This is a genomic window from Aquimarina sp. AWH4_224, assembly GCF_056160245.1.
Genome location: NZ_JBSWWU010000014.1, coordinates 1 through 16,677, shown reverse-complemented (window position 1 = coordinate 16,677; position 16,677 = coordinate 1). Strand labels below are relative to the sequence as shown.

At 35.2% G+C, this 16,677-nt stretch carries 17 protein-coding genes; 12 read left to right on the top strand and 5 right to left on the bottom strand.

Going from position 1 to position 16,677, the window contains the following annotated elements; translation table 11 throughout:
• Positions 1-2 precede the first annotated feature (2 nt).
• The 3 genes from ACXAGJ_RS21615 to rlmH all read right to left on the bottom strand — a co-directional run bounded on the left by ACXAGJ_RS21615 (position 3) and on the right by rlmH (position 2,469).
• A complete protein-coding gene (locus ACXAGJ_RS21615; RefSeq protein WP_474842849.1) occupies positions 3-875 on the bottom strand; it encodes a geranylgeranylglycerol-phosphate geranylgeranyltransferase in 873 nt (290 codons plus the stop codon).
• Positions 876-960: 85 nt separating this feature from the next.
• A complete protein-coding gene (locus tag ACXAGJ_RS21610; protein WP_474842847.1) occupies positions 961-1,929 on the bottom strand; it encodes an oxidoreductase family protein in 969 nt (322 codons plus the stop codon).
• 66 nt (positions 1,930-1,995) lie between these two features.
• Positions 1,996-2,469: a 23S rRNA (pseudouridine(1915)-N(3))-methyltransferase RlmH gene (gene rlmH, locus ACXAGJ_RS21605; protein WP_474842845.1), complete on the bottom strand. Its 474-nt coding sequence runs from the start codon at positions 2,467-2,469 to the stop codon at positions 1,996-1,998.
• Positions 2,470-2,520: 51 nt separating this feature from the next.
• On the opposite strand from rlmH, the gene nadC reads away from it, so the two are divergent.
• The 7 genes from nadC (at position 2,521) to priA (ending at position 9,421) form a co-directional block, all read left to right on the top strand.
• Entirely contained in the window at positions 2,521-3,378 is an 858-nt protein-coding gene (gene nadC, locus ACXAGJ_RS21600) for a carboxylating nicotinate-nucleotide diphosphorylase (protein WP_474842843.1), read from the top strand.
• Between the two features lie 3 nt (positions 3,379-3,381).
• On the top strand, positions 3,382-4,299 hold the full coding sequence (locus ACXAGJ_RS21595) for a YihY/virulence factor BrkB family protein (protein WP_073312662.1): 918 nt from the start codon (positions 3,382-3,384) through the stop codon (positions 4,297-4,299).
• A gap of 36 nt (positions 4,300-4,335) precedes the next feature.
• The gene (locus tag ACXAGJ_RS21590) at positions 4,336-4,899 is read left to right on the top strand and encodes a chalcone isomerase family protein (RefSeq protein ID WP_474842840.1); all 564 of its coding nucleotides are present in this window, start codon (positions 4,336-4,338) and stop codon (positions 4,897-4,899) included.
• Positions 4,900-5,046: 147 nt separating this feature from the next.
• Complete coding sequence (locus ACXAGJ_RS21585) at positions 5,047-5,616, top strand: chalcone isomerase family protein (RefSeq protein WP_473286558.1); 570 nt, start codon at positions 5,047-5,049, stop codon at positions 5,614-5,616.
• Positions 5,617-5,714: 98 nt separating this feature from the next.
• Positions 5,715-6,143 (top strand): DUF2147 domain-containing protein, encoded by a 429-nt coding sequence (locus ACXAGJ_RS21580; protein ID WP_474842838.1) that lies wholly within the window; start codon positions 5,715-5,717, stop codon positions 6,141-6,143.
• 114 nt (positions 6,144-6,257) lie between these two features.
• Positions 6,258-6,824, top strand: a complete 567-nt coding sequence (locus ACXAGJ_RS21575; protein WP_474842837.1) for a chalcone isomerase family protein — start codon at positions 6,258-6,260, stop codon at positions 6,822-6,824.
• 140 nt (positions 6,825-6,964) lie between these two features.
• Positions 6,965-9,421: a replication restart helicase PriA gene (gene priA, locus ACXAGJ_RS21570; RefSeq protein ID WP_474842835.1), complete on the top strand. Its 2,457-nt coding sequence runs from the start codon at positions 6,965-6,967 to the stop codon at positions 9,419-9,421.
• 56 nt (positions 9,422-9,477) lie between these two features.
• Here priA and ACXAGJ_RS21565 read toward each other — a convergent pair whose 3' ends face one another.
• Positions 9,478-10,191, bottom strand: coding sequence for a LytR/AlgR family response regulator transcription factor (locus ACXAGJ_RS21565; protein WP_073312673.1), 714 nt, complete (start codon positions 10,189-10,191; stop codon positions 9,478-9,480).
• A gap of 165 nt (positions 10,192-10,356) precedes the next feature.
• On the opposite strand from ACXAGJ_RS21565, the gene rpsF reads away from it, so the two are divergent.
• The 5 genes from rpsF (at position 10,357) to ACXAGJ_RS21540 (ending at position 15,411) form a co-directional block, all read left to right on the top strand.
• Positions 10,357-10,695, top strand: coding sequence for a 30S ribosomal protein S6 (gene rpsF / locus ACXAGJ_RS21560; protein ID WP_474842832.1), 339 nt, complete (start codon positions 10,357-10,359; stop codon positions 10,693-10,695).
• 3 nt (positions 10,696-10,698) lie between these two features.
• On the top strand, positions 10,699-10,995 hold the full coding sequence (gene rpsR / locus ACXAGJ_RS21555) for a 30S ribosomal protein S18 (protein WP_073312677.1): 297 nt from the start codon (positions 10,699-10,701) through the stop codon (positions 10,993-10,995).
• A 16-nt stretch (positions 10,996-11,011) separates the two neighbouring features.
• Positions 11,012-11,464, top strand: coding sequence for a 50S ribosomal protein L9 (rplI, locus tag ACXAGJ_RS21550; RefSeq protein WP_474842830.1), 453 nt, complete (start codon positions 11,012-11,014; stop codon positions 11,462-11,464).
• 104 nt (positions 11,465-11,568) lie between these two features.
• Positions 11,569-14,760 carry a TonB-dependent receptor gene (locus tag ACXAGJ_RS21545; RefSeq protein ID WP_474842828.1) on the top strand — a complete coding sequence of 1,064 codons (3,192 nt, stop codon included), beginning with the start codon at positions 11,569-11,571 and terminating at the stop codon, positions 14,758-14,760.
• A 183-nt stretch (positions 14,761-14,943) separates the two neighbouring features.
• Positions 14,944-15,411: a DUF6495 family protein gene (locus ACXAGJ_RS21540; protein WP_474842826.1), complete on the top strand. Its 468-nt coding sequence runs from the start codon at positions 14,944-14,946 to the stop codon at positions 15,409-15,411.
• A 28-nt stretch (positions 15,412-15,439) separates the two neighbouring features.
• Here ACXAGJ_RS21540 and ACXAGJ_RS21535 read toward each other — a convergent pair.
• Positions 15,440-16,677 (bottom strand): T9SS type A sorting domain-containing protein (locus tag ACXAGJ_RS21535; protein ID WP_474842824.1); only part of this gene is annotated, 1,238 nt, incomplete at its 5' end.

Genomic DNA, 16,677 nt, shown 5'->3' with positions numbered 1-16,677 from the left:
TTCTATTTTAGCAAGTACTGATACATAAGTAAAGAGATGGCGGTGATCAACAATACAATCCGCAACAAGTGTTTCAAAAGTCGAAGCTGTTTATCGGTTTCCGCAGTAAAACTTTTGATGATAAAGAAAATTAGCGGGGCAACTATCAAAGCTAATACAGCTACTACAGCTAAGCTATTCGAAAACAAATAGGTATAGATGTAATAGATGACAGCCGCAATTGGTAAAACCGCAAGTATCCCGATTAGTTTAATGGTTCTCTCTTTTCCCAAGACAATAGGAATAGTTTTGAGCCCCATATTATGGTCTTTATCAACATTCAGGCAATCTTTTAGGATTTCTCGCAGTACCATGATTAGAAAAGCAAATACAGAATAATCAAAAATGATAGAAAAAATTACAGTTTGCGATTCTCTGTTTTTCTCGGTAATGGCAGGTAACAGGTCAAAAATACCTACGGCCAGAATACTTAAGGTGGCTAGCACACCTATAATTATATTTTTGACAACCAGAATCTCCTTTAGGTAGGTAGCATACATATAGAAGATCCCCGAAACAATAATAAATAAGGCAGCAAAGCCAGGTCTTCCAATTAAATTAGAAAGATAGAATCCAAGCAAAACCCCTATGACATTAAAAATGATGAATAAACGGTTTCCTAGTTTTTCATTAGTTTTTTCATCATCATTCAAATGGATAATCACATTCCCTGCTGCGGCAATCGAAAGAGTAGCTAAAATTAACAGAAAAATACCAAATCCATTGAGTGTAATCCCTATACCAAAGGGTTCAAACAATCCATAACGGATGCATAATTGGGCTATAGCGATGATTAGGAGATTGTCAAACTTTATAATTTTAAGGATGCTTAGCATAATGACAGGTTGATTTGTTGGCAAATGTAATAATTAAAAGCATTTTTATTTGATAGATTTCATTAGGGATGATTTGATTAGAGAGCTATAAACTGGATAATACAGAATTCATGATGTTGCGATTGTAGTTGTTTATTTTTTGATGGGTTGGCATCCAGCCCGATAGGAAACGAACAAAATCTGTACAGGCAATGGGATACATCTTCCTCCATTCATGCTCCATAGGACCGAAATCAAAACCAAAATCACGGGTTTCAAATGATGTCTTCAGCACTGAAAAATAGAAGTCCAGTAGCTCATCCTGATACAATTCGCATTCTGAACTCGAGAGACAACTTCCTAAAAAGTAAGCGACATCCTTTATTCCACATCCTCCACCCACATACTGAAAATCTACTGCAGCTACGTTTTTTCCATTTTCTGAAAAACAAAAGTTAGCCAACTTAGCATCACCATGTACAATAGTTTGGTATTTACATTGATTTAATAATTCGTCAATACGATGGGCTTTCGATTTTAATTCTGGATGTTCTATTTTTTCGAATTCATCGGGGCGAGTTTGTAGATGCCAATAGGTACCTATTTCCCATAAGCCTTTGGGAGCTTTATTTAGAAAAGTGATATGGAAATTTGCTAGCCATTGTAAGCATGCTTTTACTTCAGAAAGGGAAAGCTGTGTTTTTCGCGAAGGGAAATTGGTATTTAGGTCTTCCAAAACAATCCATTGTTGATTTCCTTCAGTATAAGAACCTATCAAGCTAGGAGTTTTACAATTCTCATTGCATAATGAGCTCCATTGTTGATACCAATTCGTCTCTACTTTGTAAGAGTGTACTTTTCTATGGTGTGAGTTTGTGGTATTCCACCCTCGGGGATGCGTTCCTGACGAGTCTGGTGAGATAAACTTAACAACTACAGTGCTCATCGATGATTTTTTTAGTTGATATCTGGATATCTTACCGTACCCACTCCATAGGCTTTGGATGACCTCTACTTCTTTACATGAGGTAGCTCCCGTGGTTTCTAATAGATAATTTGTAAAATTGGGATTCATGAAATTTACAATCGAAAATTGAGTTGAAGTTGCTATGGTTGGACTGACATGAGTGCCTTTTGTCTATTATCTATGATGATAAGGTTCGTTTCTTAAAATGGTATACCCTCTATATAATTGTTCTATAAAAAATAGTCGAATCATTTGATGAGAAAACGTCATTTTGGATAAGGATAGTTTGGCTTGTGCTCTTTGATATACCTGTGGGCTAAAGCCGTAGGGACCACCAATCACAAAAACCAATCGCTTGATACCACTATTCATATATTTCTGTAAAACTTCCGAAAAGCCTACAGAATTGTATTGTTTCCCATTTTCATCCAGAACAATCAGCACATCCGAAGGAGTTAGTTTACTTAAGATGAGTTCACCTTCTTTTTCCTTTTGTTGTGCTTCACTCAGGTTTTTTGCATTTTTGATATCTGGAATTATTTCAAAATCAAATTTGATATAATGTGATAACCGCTTGATATAGTTGTCGATAAGCTGATTCAGTTGCCTGTCGTCGGTTTTGCCAATCGCCAGTAATTTTATATTCATAGTTTACAATTAGCGTTTACTTTGCTACATTAGCAAAAATAACCATTCAATATGATTAGCGAAGCGCAGTTTAAAAAAGAAATAGAATTAATCATTGCAAATGCCATTAGAGAAGATGTAGGAGACGGAGATCATAGTTCGCTAGCTTGTATCCCCGAAACGACAATGGGAAAAGCAAAACTCTTGGTTAAAGATGAGGGTATTTTGGCAGGTGTTGAATTTGCAAAGCAGGTATTTCAATATGTGGATCCTAATATGGAAATTGATGTGAAAATAGAGGATGGATCCAAAGTGAAATTTGGAGACGAAGCTTTTTATGTTTCAGGAAGTTCACTTTCTATTTTAAAAGCAGAACGATTAGTATTGAATGCTATGCAACGTATGAGTGCTATTGCGACCAAAACCAATCACTTTGTCGAGTTGTTGGAAGGTACCGGAACCAAAATATTAGATACCAGAAAAACAACTCCAGGGATACGTGCATTAGAGAAATGGGCGGTAAAAATTGGAGGAGGAGAAAATCATAGATTTGCATTATACGATATGGTGATGCTGAAAGATAATCATATTGATTTTGCTGGTGGGATCACTCAAGCCATAGAAAAGACAAAGAAATACTTAAAAGATCGTGACCTTGATCTTAAAATAATTGTAGAAGCCAGAGATTTGGATGAAATTAAAGAAATTCTACAAACCCCAGGAGTGTACAGGATCTTGATCGATAACTTTAATTATGAAGATACCAGAAAGGCAGTTGAGCTTATTGGAGATACTTGCTTGACTGAGTCTAGTGGAGGGATTAACGAGAATACGGTGCGAAAATATGCCGAGTGCGGGGTTGATTATATAAGTAGTGGAGCATTAACACACTCTGTATATAATCTAGACCTTAGCCTGAAAGCAATGTAATATATGTCGAAGAAAATTGAAGATAAGCTTAATAAAATCCCTATTGTTAATTTGTTGGTTAAAATAGGGAAGAAGCTAGTTCTTCCTGGATTTCAGGGATTATCGGTATATGATTTAGTAGAAATTTATGTTACCGGTATCATCAAAGGAACTTTCTCAGCCCGAGCAGGAGCGATATCATGGAGTTTCTTCCTGTCTTTATTTCCTTTTTTGCTGTTTCTTCTGAACCTTATTCCATATTTACCAATCAATCAGGAAAACTTCTTCGAGTTCATCAATGGAGCATTACCCAAACAATCCTCTGCATTTTTCAAAACCATTTTTGAAGATATAGCCTCAAATCCAAGAGGGGGATTATTATCTACCGTTTTTTTGTTATCTATTTTTTTGATGACCAACGGAATAAATGCGGTGTTTTCTGGGTTTGAATATTCGTATCATGTAACGCTCAATAGAAATTTTATAAGGCAGTATGTAGTAGCCTTGGGTGTATCTATAATTGTGGCATCGTTATTGTTAATTACCGTTATAGGTACGATTTATTTTACCTATTTAGTGGATAATCTCAATAAAATAGGGATGGTAAATGATACAGTTTTTTGGCTTACAGTAGGGCGATATGCCTTATTTGTTTTCATGATATTTGTAATCATTGCAACATTATTTTATTTTGGCACCTCAGAAGGGAAACAAAACAAGTTCTTTTCACCGGGAGCTTTTATGACCACTTTTTTAATTATAGTAACAACCTATTTATTTGGAATATACATCGACAATTTTTCAAATTATAATCAGTTGTACGGCTCCATTGGAGCAATGCTGATTTTGATGATTTATATTTGGCTCAATGCAAATTTGCTATTATTGGGCTTCGAGTTAAATGCATCATTGATTCAGCTTAGAAAGAATTTTGAACCGTAAATATTTATAACTAACACAAACATTCAAATTAACAAAATGAAAAGATTAAGTTTATTATTTTTTGCCCTTATCCTTGTTGCATCTGCTCAAGCGCAAATTAAAATTGGAGCAGCTACATTACCACAAACAGTAACCTTTAATAGCGAAAGCCTAGTGTTTAATGGTGGAGGATTAAGAGAGAAGTTTTTTATTGATATATATGCAGGAGGCCTGTATCTCAAGAAAAAAAGCGATAAGGCAAGTACTATAGCACAGGCAGATGAGACTATGGCTATAAAATTACATATCGTTTCTGGGTTAATGTCTAGAAGTAAAATGGAAGGAGCGCTTAGAGATGGTTTTGATAAATCAACAAATGGGAATATTGCTCCAATAAAAGATAAAATCGAAAAATTTATTGGCTTTATCAAAGAAGAGATAGAAAAAGGACAAATCTATGATATTGTCTACGAAAAAGGAAAAGGTAGTGTGATCTATAAAGACGGAGTTGAAAAAGGATATGTTGAAGGTTTAGATTTTAAAAAAGCATTATTTAATATCTGGTTAGGATCAAATCCGGCGGACAAAGGTCTTAAAAAAGAAATGCTAGGTGACTACTAATCAAAAGAATATAATCGTATTTTTGTACACTTGACAACGTAAACATTTTTTTAGATAAATGCTATGCTTGCATAATATTTATTATATTTGAAAGGCGAGAAAACAAATCTTAGTAATAATCCACCCCCAAATAAACCTTAATTTATAATGAAAAAAGTTACTTTTTTAATGCTTGTTGCATTGATTTCAATGGCTTCTGCAAGTGCTCAAATTCGTGTTGGAAACAAGGCGATATTACCTTATGAGCAGACTTTTGCAGAAACAGAATTGAAATTGAATGGAGCAGGTTTGCGAGAAATGCTATGGATTGATTTGTATGCAGGAGGTCTATACTTGCAAAGTACGAGTAAGGATCCAAGAAAAATTCTGGATGCAGACGAAACTATGGCGATTAAACTGAACATTGTTTCTGGCTTTGTGACCCAAAAGAAAATGATCAAAGCTGTTAGAGACGGTTTTCAGAAAGCTACTTTTGGTAATACCAAAGCCCTCGACGAGAGAATTAATAAATTTATTAAGTTCTTTTCTGAGCCTATCGTTAAAAATGACATCTTCGACCTTGTATATATAAAAGGTGTTGGTGTTAAAGCCTATAAAAATGATAAGGAACTTGGAGTGATCGAAGGAAGAGATTTTAAATATGCCTTATTTAAAATTTGGCTGGGTGATGAGCCAGCAAGCGAAGCTTTGAAAAAAGGAATGCTTGGATTGCAATAAATCATATGCGAATCTAAGCTGAAAAATATAAAACCATCTGCTTATATAAGTAGATGGTTTTGTTTTCATATTTATCAAAATAAAAATACATAAACAAGATGAAGATTTTTTTTAGACTTTTTGCACTATTGATGATGGTGTCAGCAACAGTAAACGCACAGGAAGAAATTATTGGGAAATGGAAAACCATTGATGATAACACCGGTGAAGCAAGATCGATTGTTGAGATTTATAAAAAGGGAGATAAAATTTACGGTAAAATTCAACAAATATTGAATGAAGCTGATAGAGGAAATCTTTGCGAAGAGTGTAAAGGTAGTGATCATAATAAACCTATTGAAGGAATGGTGATTATCAAAGATCTTGAGAAAGATGGAGATGAATATGAAGATGGTACTATCCTCGATCCTGAAAATGGGAAAGTATATCGATGCAAAATATGGGTAGATAAAGACAATCCTAAAGTACTCAATGTAAGAGGATATATTGCATTTTTATACCGTACCCAACAATGGGTTAAGGTGTAAATTTCCCCGGTATTTTTTTTGTGCAAAGTTGATTTTTTTAAAATTTTAACATTTTTCGTGTTAGTTTTTAGAAGTTTAGGTAACTAAACGGGGGTAATCTTTAAAACAAAGACCATGAATAAAACAATTACCCTAGTTTTTATACTTATGCTTTCTGTCACAGCATTTGGGCAGATAAGAATTGATGATATCGTTGTTCCTGAGAAATTAACTTTTGGAGAAGAAGAGTTGACTTTTAACGGAGGAGCAATGCGTAAAGTACTTTCATTCAAAACATATTCTGGAGCGTTATATACTAAGCAAAAATATTACGAAGACAAAAAAGTATTGGATTCTGATGAAACCATGGCTATTCGTTTGAATATTGCTTCTAAGAAGGTAACCAACGAAAGAATGATCAAAGTGTTCAGAAAAGGATTTGATGATGCTATGTACGGAAACACGCAAAGCTTGGATGCAAGAATTGAAGATTTCTTGAAGTTATTTGATTCTCCAATGGAAATTAATGACTATTATGATCTAGTGTACCTAAAAGGACAAGGAATCAAAACGTTTAAGAACGGTAAAGAACTTGGATTCATTAAAGGAAGAGATTTTAAATATGCTTTATTCAAAATATGGCTAGGACATGAACCTGCTTGTCAAATTATCAAAGGAGGAATGTTAGGCATTAGTAAATAAAGAATTTCTATATATAACAGGATAAAAGCCTGAAGCATTGACCAAGCTTCAGGCTTTTTTTATTCTATAAGTTTATCTACATACTATCGTTTAAACTTGTATTTTTGTGACAATAGTTCACTTTTCAGTATTTTAATTTCTTGACAACGCCCTATTTCATAGATGTAATATTACCCATTCCACTTCATAAGGAATTTACGTATCGTATTTCAGAAGCCGAAGCAAACTTTATCCAATCAGGAATGCGAGTGGCCGTGCAATTTGGAAAAACCAAAGTATACGCTGCTATTGTCACCAATGTACATCAAACTCCTCCAGAAGTATATGAGGCCAAAGAAATCGAACATATTTTGGATGAGATCCCGATCGTTACTCAAAAGCAATTAGCGCTTTGGGCATGGATGGCAGAATACTATTTATGTAGTAAAGGAGAAGTAATGCGTGCGGCCTTACCTGGAGCCTTTTTGTTAGAGAGCGAAACAATCATCAATAAAAAGGAATTAACTATTGATGAATCTGATTTAAAAGACGATGAGTTTTTACTGTATGAAGCACTACATTATCAAAGTGTACTAAGGATACAGGAGATCATAGATATCCTAGGGAAGAAAAATGTACTCCCGGTCATCAAAAGTTTGATAGAAAAAGGAGCAATTACTGTTCAGGAGGAAATTTATGAGCAGTACAAGCCCAAGTTAGTGCGTTGTGTACAATTGCATCAACAATATAGAGATGAGGATAACTTAAGAGTGTTGCTAGATCAAATGAATCGGGCTCCCAAGCAAAAAGCTGTGGTGATGCATTTATTTACGTTGCAAGCGAAGAACGCAGATCCAGTTAAAGTAAACGAACTTGTTAAAGCTTCAAATACTTCTTCTGCGGTGATCAAAGCGTTGGTAGATAAGCAAGTGCTTGAGGTGTATCAATTGCAAACCGATCGAGTGCAATATCATTCGGATAGTGTAGAGGATGCCAAACAATTAAATCCGTATCAGCAAAAAGCTTTAGACGAAATTGAACATTCTTTTACCGACAAAGAAGTATGTATGTTACATGGGGTGACTTCTTCTGGGAAAACTGAAATTTATGTACAACTGATTCAAAAAGTTATACAACAAGGAAAGCAAGTATTGTATTTGCTACCCGAGATTGCTTTAACAACGCAGTTGATTAGCAGGTTACAGCAGTACTTTGGAGAGCAACTCACGGTGTATCATTCAAAGTACTCGGTTAATGAAAGAGTAGAGGCCTGGAATAATATTCGAGATAATAAATCAAAAGCACAAATAATTATTGGAGCCAGATCGGCAATTTTCCTTCCTTTTCAGGATTTGGGCTTGATTATCGTTGATGAAGAGCATGAAAGTACATTCAAGCAATATGATCCGGCACCGAGATATCACGCCAGAGATACTGCCATTGTAATAGCAAAAATGTTTGGAGCAAAAGTATTACTGGGATCAGCTACTCCAGCTTTGGAAACCTATTACAATGCGAAACAAGGAAAATATGCCTTGGTAGAACTTACCAGAAGACACGGAAACGTTTTAATGCCAGAGATTAATTTGGTAGATCTCAAAACCAAGTATAAAAGAAAGGAAATGACAGGGCATTTTAGCGATGTACTGTTAGAAAATATTCAGGAAGCACTCAAAGAGGGAGAGCAAGTGATATTGTTTCAGAATCGAAGAGGGTATTCTCCCGTAGTAGAATGTAATACTTGTGGACACTCTCCACAATGTCCAAATTGTGATGTGAGTTTGACGTATCATAATTATAAAAACCAGCTTAGGTGTCATTACTGTGGATATCATATGGCGATGCAGCAACAGTGCATGTCATGTTCTAGTACAGACTTGTCTACCAAAGGTTTTGGAACAGAGCAAATAGAAAAAGAACTAGTGGACCTTTTTCCGGATCATGTGATCGCCAGAATGGATCAGGATACTACCAGAGGAAAACATGGATACGAAAAGATCATCAATAGATTCGAGCAAGGAGAGGTTCATATTTTGGTGGGTACACAGATGCTTTCCAAAGGCTTAGACTTTAGGAATGTAACCCTTGTGGGTATTATGAATGCTGATAATTTGCTCAATTTCCCTGATTTTAGAGCTCACGAACGAAGTTTTCAGTTGATACAACAGGTGTCGGGTAGAGCAGGTAGAACCGAAAAGAGAGGAAAAGTATTAGTGCAAACCTATAATCCCTTTCATCAAATTCTTCAGCAAGTTTCCGTTAATGATTATTCAGGGATGTTTAAGGATCAAATAGAAGAACGTCACCAATACAAATACCCTCCGTTTTTTAGGTTGATTAAGATCACTACTAAACACAAAGATTATAATAAGGTGAATAATGCTGCTGGATGGTTGGCTAAATCTTTAAGGAATGTTTTTAAAGACAATGTGTTGGGACCAGAGTTCCCGCCCATAGCTAGAATACGCAATCAATACCATAAAAATATCCTGATCAAAATCCCGCAAGGACAGTCATTGTCTAAAACCAAAGCTGTGATTAAAAAAATAAATACCACTTTCAGCAGTATTAAAGACTTTTCTGGAGTTCGGGTAATTTATAATGTAGATAATCAATAGGGGTATAAAAAAATCCCGCAATACAGCGGGATTCTTCTAAATATTTTTATCCTTTATTAACCATTCAAAGCTTCTATTAAAGAATGCTTTTTATGACGGCTCAAAGGAATTTTTTCATCAGCGATTTCTATGTTTCGGCTATTATAGCGTTCTACCTTGTCCAGGTTTACGATATAAGACTTATGAATTCTTAAAAAACGATCGCTAGGCAATTGTGCTTCAAAAGATTTCATAGTTGCTAGAACTACTATAGGATCTCCTTCTTCCATAATCAGTTTTACATAGTCTCCTAAAGCCTCTACATATTTTAATTGATTCAAAAATATTTTACGCTTTTTCAAATTGCTCTTTACAAAAATGTAATCATCGTCTTCTACTGCAGCATGTTCTGAACCTAAACGAGACATACTTAATGCTTTTTCTACAGCAGCATTAAACCGATCTTTTTTGATTGGTTTTCTTAAATAATCAACAGCATCATAATCAAAAGCTTTAAAAGCGTATTTTGTTTTCCCGGTAACAAAAATAATATGTGGTTTGTTTTCTAGGTCGTCTAATAAATCAAACCCAGTAAGTATTGGCATCTCGATATCCAGAAATAAAAGATCAACCGGAGTGTCGAGTAAACCGTTTTTAGTTTCTATAGCATTGTTCCATTCAGCCACTAATTCTAGTGAAGAATGTTCATCTATAAGCTTAACTATGGCGAGCCTTTGGAGGCGGGAATCATCCACGACCGCACATTTTAATTGAGATTGTTCCACTTGCATACTGTTAAATATTCCAATACAATATTAATGAATATATATTAGTTCCACAAACATTTTACGCTTTTTATCGATAAAAAAGGTGTTTCATCGAAGTGAGAAAGGAGTTTGAAAATCCAAAAAATAGTCTTACTTTTGCAGCCAATTTTAATTTAATTTTAGATTTTTATGAATCAATACGAAACTGTTTTCATCTTGAATCCCGTTTTATCTGAAGACCAGATAAAGGAAACAGTTAAGAAATACGAAGACATTCTTGTTTCTAACGGTGCCAAGATGATATCAAAAGAGGACTGGGGGCTTAAGAAGCTTGCCTATGCAATCCAACACAAAAAGAGTGGTTTTTATCATTTATTTGAGTACCAAGTAGCTGGTGAAGCAATTAACCCTTTGGAGGTTGAGTTTAGAAGAGATGAACGAGTGATGCGTTATTTGACTGTGAAGTTAGATAAACATGCAATCGCTTGGGCAGAGAAGAGAAGAAATAGAAACAAACAAAAAGCTTAATTTATGTCATCTATAGAACAACAAGCTAAAGGAAAAAAAGACGGAGAGATCAGATATCTTACTCCACTTAATATAGATACTACAAAAAATAAGAAGTACTGTCGTTTCAAAAAATCAGGTATCAAATATATCGATTATAAAGATCCTGATTTCTTAATGGCATTCGTAAACGAACAAGGAAAATTGTTACCACGTCGTTTAACAGGAACTTCATTAAAATATCAACGTAAAGTGAGTGTTGCCGTAAAAAGAGCTAGACACTTAGCATTAATGCCATACGTTGGAGATTTATTAAAATAAAATTCGTCATAGCATTATGGAACTTATATTAAAAAGAGACGTTGAGAATCTAGGATTTGCAGACGATATCGTAGAAGTGAAGAATGGTTATGGGCGTAACTTCCTAATACCTCAAGGTTTTGCTGTTTTGGCTACTCCTTCTGCAAAGAAAGTGTTGACTGAAACATTAAAACAAAGAGCTTTTAAAGAGAAGAAAGAAATCGAAGATGCTCAAAAAGTAGCTAAGAAAATTGGAGATTTAGAAATTAAGATCGCTGCAAAAGTAGGAACTGGAGATAAGTTATTTGGTTCTGTATCTAATGCAGACGTATCTGAGGCACTTGCTAAAGAAGGTGTAGAGTTAGAGAAGAAATATATTTCTGTACCAGGAGGAAACATTAAACGTCTTGGTCAGTACGAAGCTTCTGTTCGTCTTCATAGAGCAGTGATTGCTCCACTTAACTTTGAAGTTATACCACAAGCTAAGTAGTTAATAACTCTAGTATAAATAAAGAAAAGATCGCTCATTTGAGCGATCTTTTTATTTTAAATTTAATAATAGATTAATATTTACCTAAATTCACGCAAGTTTTTATGAAGAAAATAATTTTCATCCTGTTTATTGTATTAAATGGGTTTATTAGCCATGCTCAAGTAACTACTGCCAATATATCGGGAGTGGTTTATGACAATGCCAATCAGTTATTACCAGGAGCAAATGTAACCGCGGTTCATAGTCCTACTGGAACTAATTATGGAGGAGTAACTGATTTTGATGGACGCTTTAATTTGAATAATTTAAGGGTAGGAGGCCCTTATCGAATTACGATTAGTTATGTAGGTTTTAAGAAGCAATTTATCGATGACGTATTTTTGCAGCTAGGACAAACCTTCAATTTAAATGTGGTTATGGTCGAAGATGATAATCGATTAGAAGAAGTGGTAATCACTACTAACAAAAATTCTACTTTCAGTAGTGAACGAACTGGGGCTGAGACTAATGTAGGAAGAAGAGAACTTAGAACATTACCTACAATATCAAGATCCGCGGCAGATTTTACCAGGTTAGAACCCACAGCCAGCGGCAACTCATTTGGAGGAAGAAATGATCAATTTAATAACTTTAGTTTGGATGGAGCTGTATTTAATAATCCATTTGGTCTAGATGCAGCTACTCCTGGAGGTCAAACAGATGCACAACCAATTTCATTAGATGCGATTGACCAAATTCAAGTATCTACAGCACCATATGATGTTACGTTGTCTGGGTTTACAGGTGCTTCTGTAAATGCAGTGACAAAAAGCGGTACTAATGAACTTAAGGGTACTGCGTATGCCTTTTTTAGAAATGAGGACCTTACCGGAGGAAAAATAAAGGGAGAAGATGTATTTAAGTCAGATTTAGAACAAACACAATATGGGTTGAGTATTGGAGGTCCGATTATTAAAAACAAATTATTTTTCTTTGCTAATCTTGAAAGAGATGACAGAACTGATCTTGGGGCCCCATGGCTTCCTAATAATGGTGATGGTATACAAGGAATCAACGAATCGAGAGTGTTAGAATCTGATATGATTGCTGTTAGTCAAGCATTGGCTGATTTAGGATATAATACAGGAGCATATCAAGGGTTTACCTATGATTCTGAATCAACAAAAGGTATTTTTAAATTAGATTGGAATATAAACGATAAACATAGAGCGGCTATCATATATAACTTTCTAAGAGCTTCCAAAGAACAACCAGCGCATCCCTCTGCACTTGGTTTGAGAGGACCTAGTTTCCAAACCATACAGTTTGAGAATTCTGGATATGAGATCAATAACAATATTAATTCTGTTCAATTAGAAATTAATTCGAACTTCTCGAACAAGTTTGCTAATAAGTTTCAAGCTGGATTTACACATTTTGATGATTTCAGAAACCCGTTATCAACGCCAGCACCTGTGATTACTATCCAAGATGGAAATGGATCAAATTATATTATTGCAGGTCATGAACCTTTTTCCATAAACAACAGATTGGATCAGAAAGTAATTCAGGCGACTAACAATTTGAATATCTTTCTTGGAGATCATACAATAACTGCAGGTGTCTCTTTTGAAATGTTTAGGTTTAAGAATTCGTTTAACCTGGCTGCCTACGATAATTTTGGAACTTTTCCTTATTATGGAACTTTTACTATTCCTGGTTTTGGGGGGCCTTATCCTTCGGTAGCCGACTTTCTTGCAGATGCTGCTGCTCCTGATAGTATTCTCGCTCAGAATTTGCAGTTCGCTCAAGATAGATTTGAAGCATTAAATGCCGCTGGAGAAGGAAATGATGGTGGTTGGAAGCTTGCTGAACTAAATGTAGGGCAATTAGCATTCTACATTCAGGAAGATTGGAATGTGACCGAAAGGTTTAAGTTTAGCTATGGACTTCGTGCGGATAAACCTTTGTATTTTAATACCGATGAGTTGATTCAAAGGTATATTGATACCGATAATGGAGCGAGTAGAGATAATAGTATTGTGTATTTTGATCCGGCAACGGGAGAAGCTGTAAACCTTGATTCAACCGTCTTACCAACTGATAGAATATTATTATCCCCGAGGTTAGGTTTTAATTTTGATGTAAGAGGAGATAAGACCTTTCAGATTCGAGGAGGTACAGGAATTTTTACTGGAAGACTACCATTTGTGTGGATAGGAAACCAAGTAAGTGGTGCAGATGATGGTTTTTTCCAAATTGTAGATCCTGATTTTCAATTCCCTCAAGTTTGGAGATCAAGTTTGGGAGTAGATTATAGACTTAAGAATGGCATCATTCTTACTGGTGATTTTGCGTATACCGAAGATATTAATGGTGTACACGTGCAAAATTGGGGATTAAGAAACCCAACAGGCACATTAGAAGGGGCAGACAATAGACTTGTTTATGAGGATTCTGATAAAGGAGCTAATAATGCTTTTGTTCTTACGAATTCTGATCAAGGTAGAATCATTAATGCATCTTTTAAAGCAGCAAAAAACTTTAGTAATAATTTGTACGCTAGCATTGCATATAGTTATTTGGATTCGAAGGATGTTAATTCGATCGAAGCAGAAATTACCGGCGATGCATTTGCGGGGAATCCTGCTCTGGGAAATGTAAATAATGATGTATTAGCTTTTTCACGATACGGGGATAAACATCGAATCATAGCCGTTGCTTCCAAAAAATGGACATATGGGAATGATAAGTTTGCGACTACAATCTCTGGTTTTGCAGAGTTTGCCCAGGGAGGTAGATTTAATTATACTTATGCGGGAGATATTAATAATGATGGTTCTGTTTTGAATGATTTAATCTATATCCCTACTACAGATGAATTGGCTACCTATAATTTTTCAGGAGCTGATTTCAATGCAAGAGAGGCACAAAGAGCGGCATTTGAAGCCTACATACAACAAGATGATTATTTAAGCGAAAATAGAGGAAGTTATGCAGAAAGATATGGCGCCATTGCTCCTTGGAGAAGTAGGGTTGATATTAAGTTATTACAAGACTTTAATTTTAATGTTAAAGACAAAGTAAATACGATTCAACTAAGTCTCGATATTTTGAATGTTGGGAATTTAATTAATTCTGATTGGGGACTTGTACAACAGCCTAATAATGTTCAAATTTTAGGGGTAAGTGTGGATGATGCAAATGTTCCTACATATTCATTTGATCCAAATTTGGTTGAAACTTTTGGATTTGATTCTAGTTTACAATCCAGGTGGCAGGCACAAGTTGGATTACGATATATTTTCAATTAAAATCTTATTCGGGTTACAAAAAAGGCGCTGTTTTAAGCGCCTTTTTTGTTGAAATAGAAACTAGGTGCTTAATTTTTTAAGGAGGATCAAACTGAAATAGACTTTGGATATTATTGATGTAAATCATCATTTTATAATTACTTTTGCAAACCATTTCAAACGAGAAAAGAAAAAATAATTAGGATGAAGTACCAGCGGTTAAGTAAAGAACAATTAGAAGAGTTACATGTTGAGTTTATTAACTTTTTGGCAACTCAGTCGATCACGGCAGATGAATGGAGTGAAATCAAGACCAACAAACCTGAGGTAGCAGAAGAAGAAATAGATGTTTTTAGTGATCTTGTGTGGGAAAAAGTATTGGGAAATGCGCAGTACTTAGAACATTTTTCAAAGGATCAAATACATCTATTCGAATTGGATGATAATGAAATGCATTTAATAGCGATAAAAGTGAATGACGATAGTGTTGATCTTACTACAGAAGAAGGTTATGGTTGGCTTCGTAATAATTTGATGAATGATGATGTAGTTTTTTATAATGCCTCAAAAGGCTATGGTGAGGATAAAAATCTGGATAAGTTTCAATTAATCCAGAAAGGAGCTAGTATTACTCGAGGAGAATTATATCATTATTTTGAAAAGTTGATGTAGATCCTGGATTTAACATCGATAAGTATTATCATCTTATAATCATTTTCCTAATTTTTTTACCATAGGGAGTTTCTAATACGATTGCATATACACCAGAAGCTGTTTGCAAGCTAAAAGGTATTAGATAGGAGTCATTGCCCTGCTGTTTTTGTTGGTCAATAATGGTATTGTTGGCCAGGCTAAATATGGTAATACTAATAGGATTTGTTTCTTTAAGGTCTACTTTTACTTCAAAATTTCCATCCGAAGGGTTAGGGAAAATGGTAAAATCTTTTATGTTTTCGAGTTGTTGATTTTCATTGGGTTTGTCAGGGTTTTGTTCCAGTCCTTCACTTTCCAGGACTAATATGTTCTGTATATAGCTATCTGTGCACGTTCCAAATGTAGCGATCATTTCCAGAGGATATTCTCCTGGAGTATCAAAGGCAATTTCAATGAGTTCCTGGTTTTGTGATATGATTTGCGCTTGTTCAGGAATATTCCATTGTATATTGTCTGGTTGCGGGTTAGATACATCTATCACGACAAATTTTTCATTGGTAAATACCTGGCTAGCCGACAAGAACTCCGCTTTAACATCTGCTTGTACTTCATTAACTACTACTGTATCTCTACCGATACAACCATTTGTATCCGTTACTGTAAGAGTATATGTTCCACTTTGCTCTACGGTTACCTGCTGTTGATTACTGGTAAACCCATTATCAGCGGTCCAGCTATAGGTAGCATTAGGATATGTTATTGTAGAGGCCAGGGTAGTGGTTTGCCCCAGGCATATGAATCTTTCATCTCCCAGGTTTACTTGTACCGGTTCTGGGTCAATAATTTGATAGGTTCTTACCAGTGTTTTATCACCAAAACCTTGTATGGTCACGGTATATTGTCCAGCACAAAGGTTGGTAATAGTATCCGATGTTTGTCCGTTATCCCATAAAAAAGAGAAGTTTCCATTTCCTCTGTTTACTTCTACCTGTATACTAGCAGTACAGTCACCATTACATACCAGCGGAGTTATAGTTGCCTCTACAATATCTGGTTGTGTAATCTCATAGGAGTTTTGCAAACTACAGTTGTTAACATCGGTAATGGTTACCTGATAGGTATCGGCAATAAGATTACTGATGGTGTTAGTATTTCCTATTACACTATTATCAGATAGTCTGATCCAATTAAAAGTATAGGGTTGTTGTCCTCCTTCTATGGTAAGTTGAATACTTCCGTCACTTCCTTGGTAGGCAGATACATTGTTGATGATTTCTTGCTGTA

Bases quoted from the DNA above. Each gene is read 5' to 3' on its own strand.
- rlmH (WP_474842845.1), bottom strand. From the start codon at position 2,469: ATGAATATAAAATTACTGGCGATTGGCAAAACCGACGACAGGCAACTG.
- nadC (WP_474842843.1), top strand. From the start codon at position 2,521: ATGATTAGCGAAGCGCAGTTTAAAAAAGAAATAGAATTAATCATTGCA.
- ACXAGJ_RS21565 (WP_073312673.1), bottom strand. From the start codon at position 10,191: ATGCAAGTGGAACAATCTCAATTAAAATGTGCGGTCGTGGATGATTCC.
- ACXAGJ_RS21590 (WP_474842840.1), top strand. From the start codon at position 4,336: ATGAAAAGATTAAGTTTATTATTTTTTGCCCTTATCCTTGTTGCATCT.
- ACXAGJ_RS21585 (WP_473286558.1), top strand. From the start codon at position 5,047: ATGAAAAAAGTTACTTTTTTAATGCTTGTTGCATTGATTTCAATGGCT.
- ACXAGJ_RS21545 (WP_474842828.1), top strand. From the start codon at position 11,569: ATGAAGAAAATAATTTTCATCCTGTTTATTGTATTAAATGGGTTTATT.
- ACXAGJ_RS21595 (WP_073312662.1), top strand. From the start codon at position 3,382: ATGTCGAAGAAAATTGAAGATAAGCTTAATAAAATCCCTATTGTTAAT.
- rplI (WP_474842830.1), top strand. From the start codon at position 11,012: ATGGAACTTATATTAAAAAGAGACGTTGAGAATCTAGGATTTGCAGAC.
- rpsR (WP_073312677.1), top strand. From the start codon at position 10,699: ATGTCATCTATAGAACAACAAGCTAAAGGAAAAAAAGACGGAGAGATC.
- ACXAGJ_RS21615 (WP_474842849.1), bottom strand. From the start codon at position 875: ATGCTAAGCATCCTTAAAATTATAAAGTTTGACAATCTCCTAATCATC.
- ACXAGJ_RS21580 (WP_474842838.1), top strand. From the start codon at position 5,715: ATGAAGATTTTTTTTAGACTTTTTGCACTATTGATGATGGTGTCAGCA.
- ACXAGJ_RS21610 (WP_474842847.1), bottom strand. From the start codon at position 1,929: ATGAATCCCAATTTTACAAATTATCTATTAGAAACCACGGGAGCTACC.
- ACXAGJ_RS21575 (WP_474842837.1), top strand. From the start codon at position 6,258: ATGAATAAAACAATTACCCTAGTTTTTATACTTATGCTTTCTGTCACA.
- ACXAGJ_RS21540 (WP_474842826.1), top strand. From the start codon at position 14,944: ATGAAGTACCAGCGGTTAAGTAAAGAACAATTAGAAGAGTTACATGTT.
- rpsF (WP_474842832.1), top strand. From the start codon at position 10,357: ATGAATCAATACGAAACTGTTTTCATCTTGAATCCCGTTTTATCTGAA.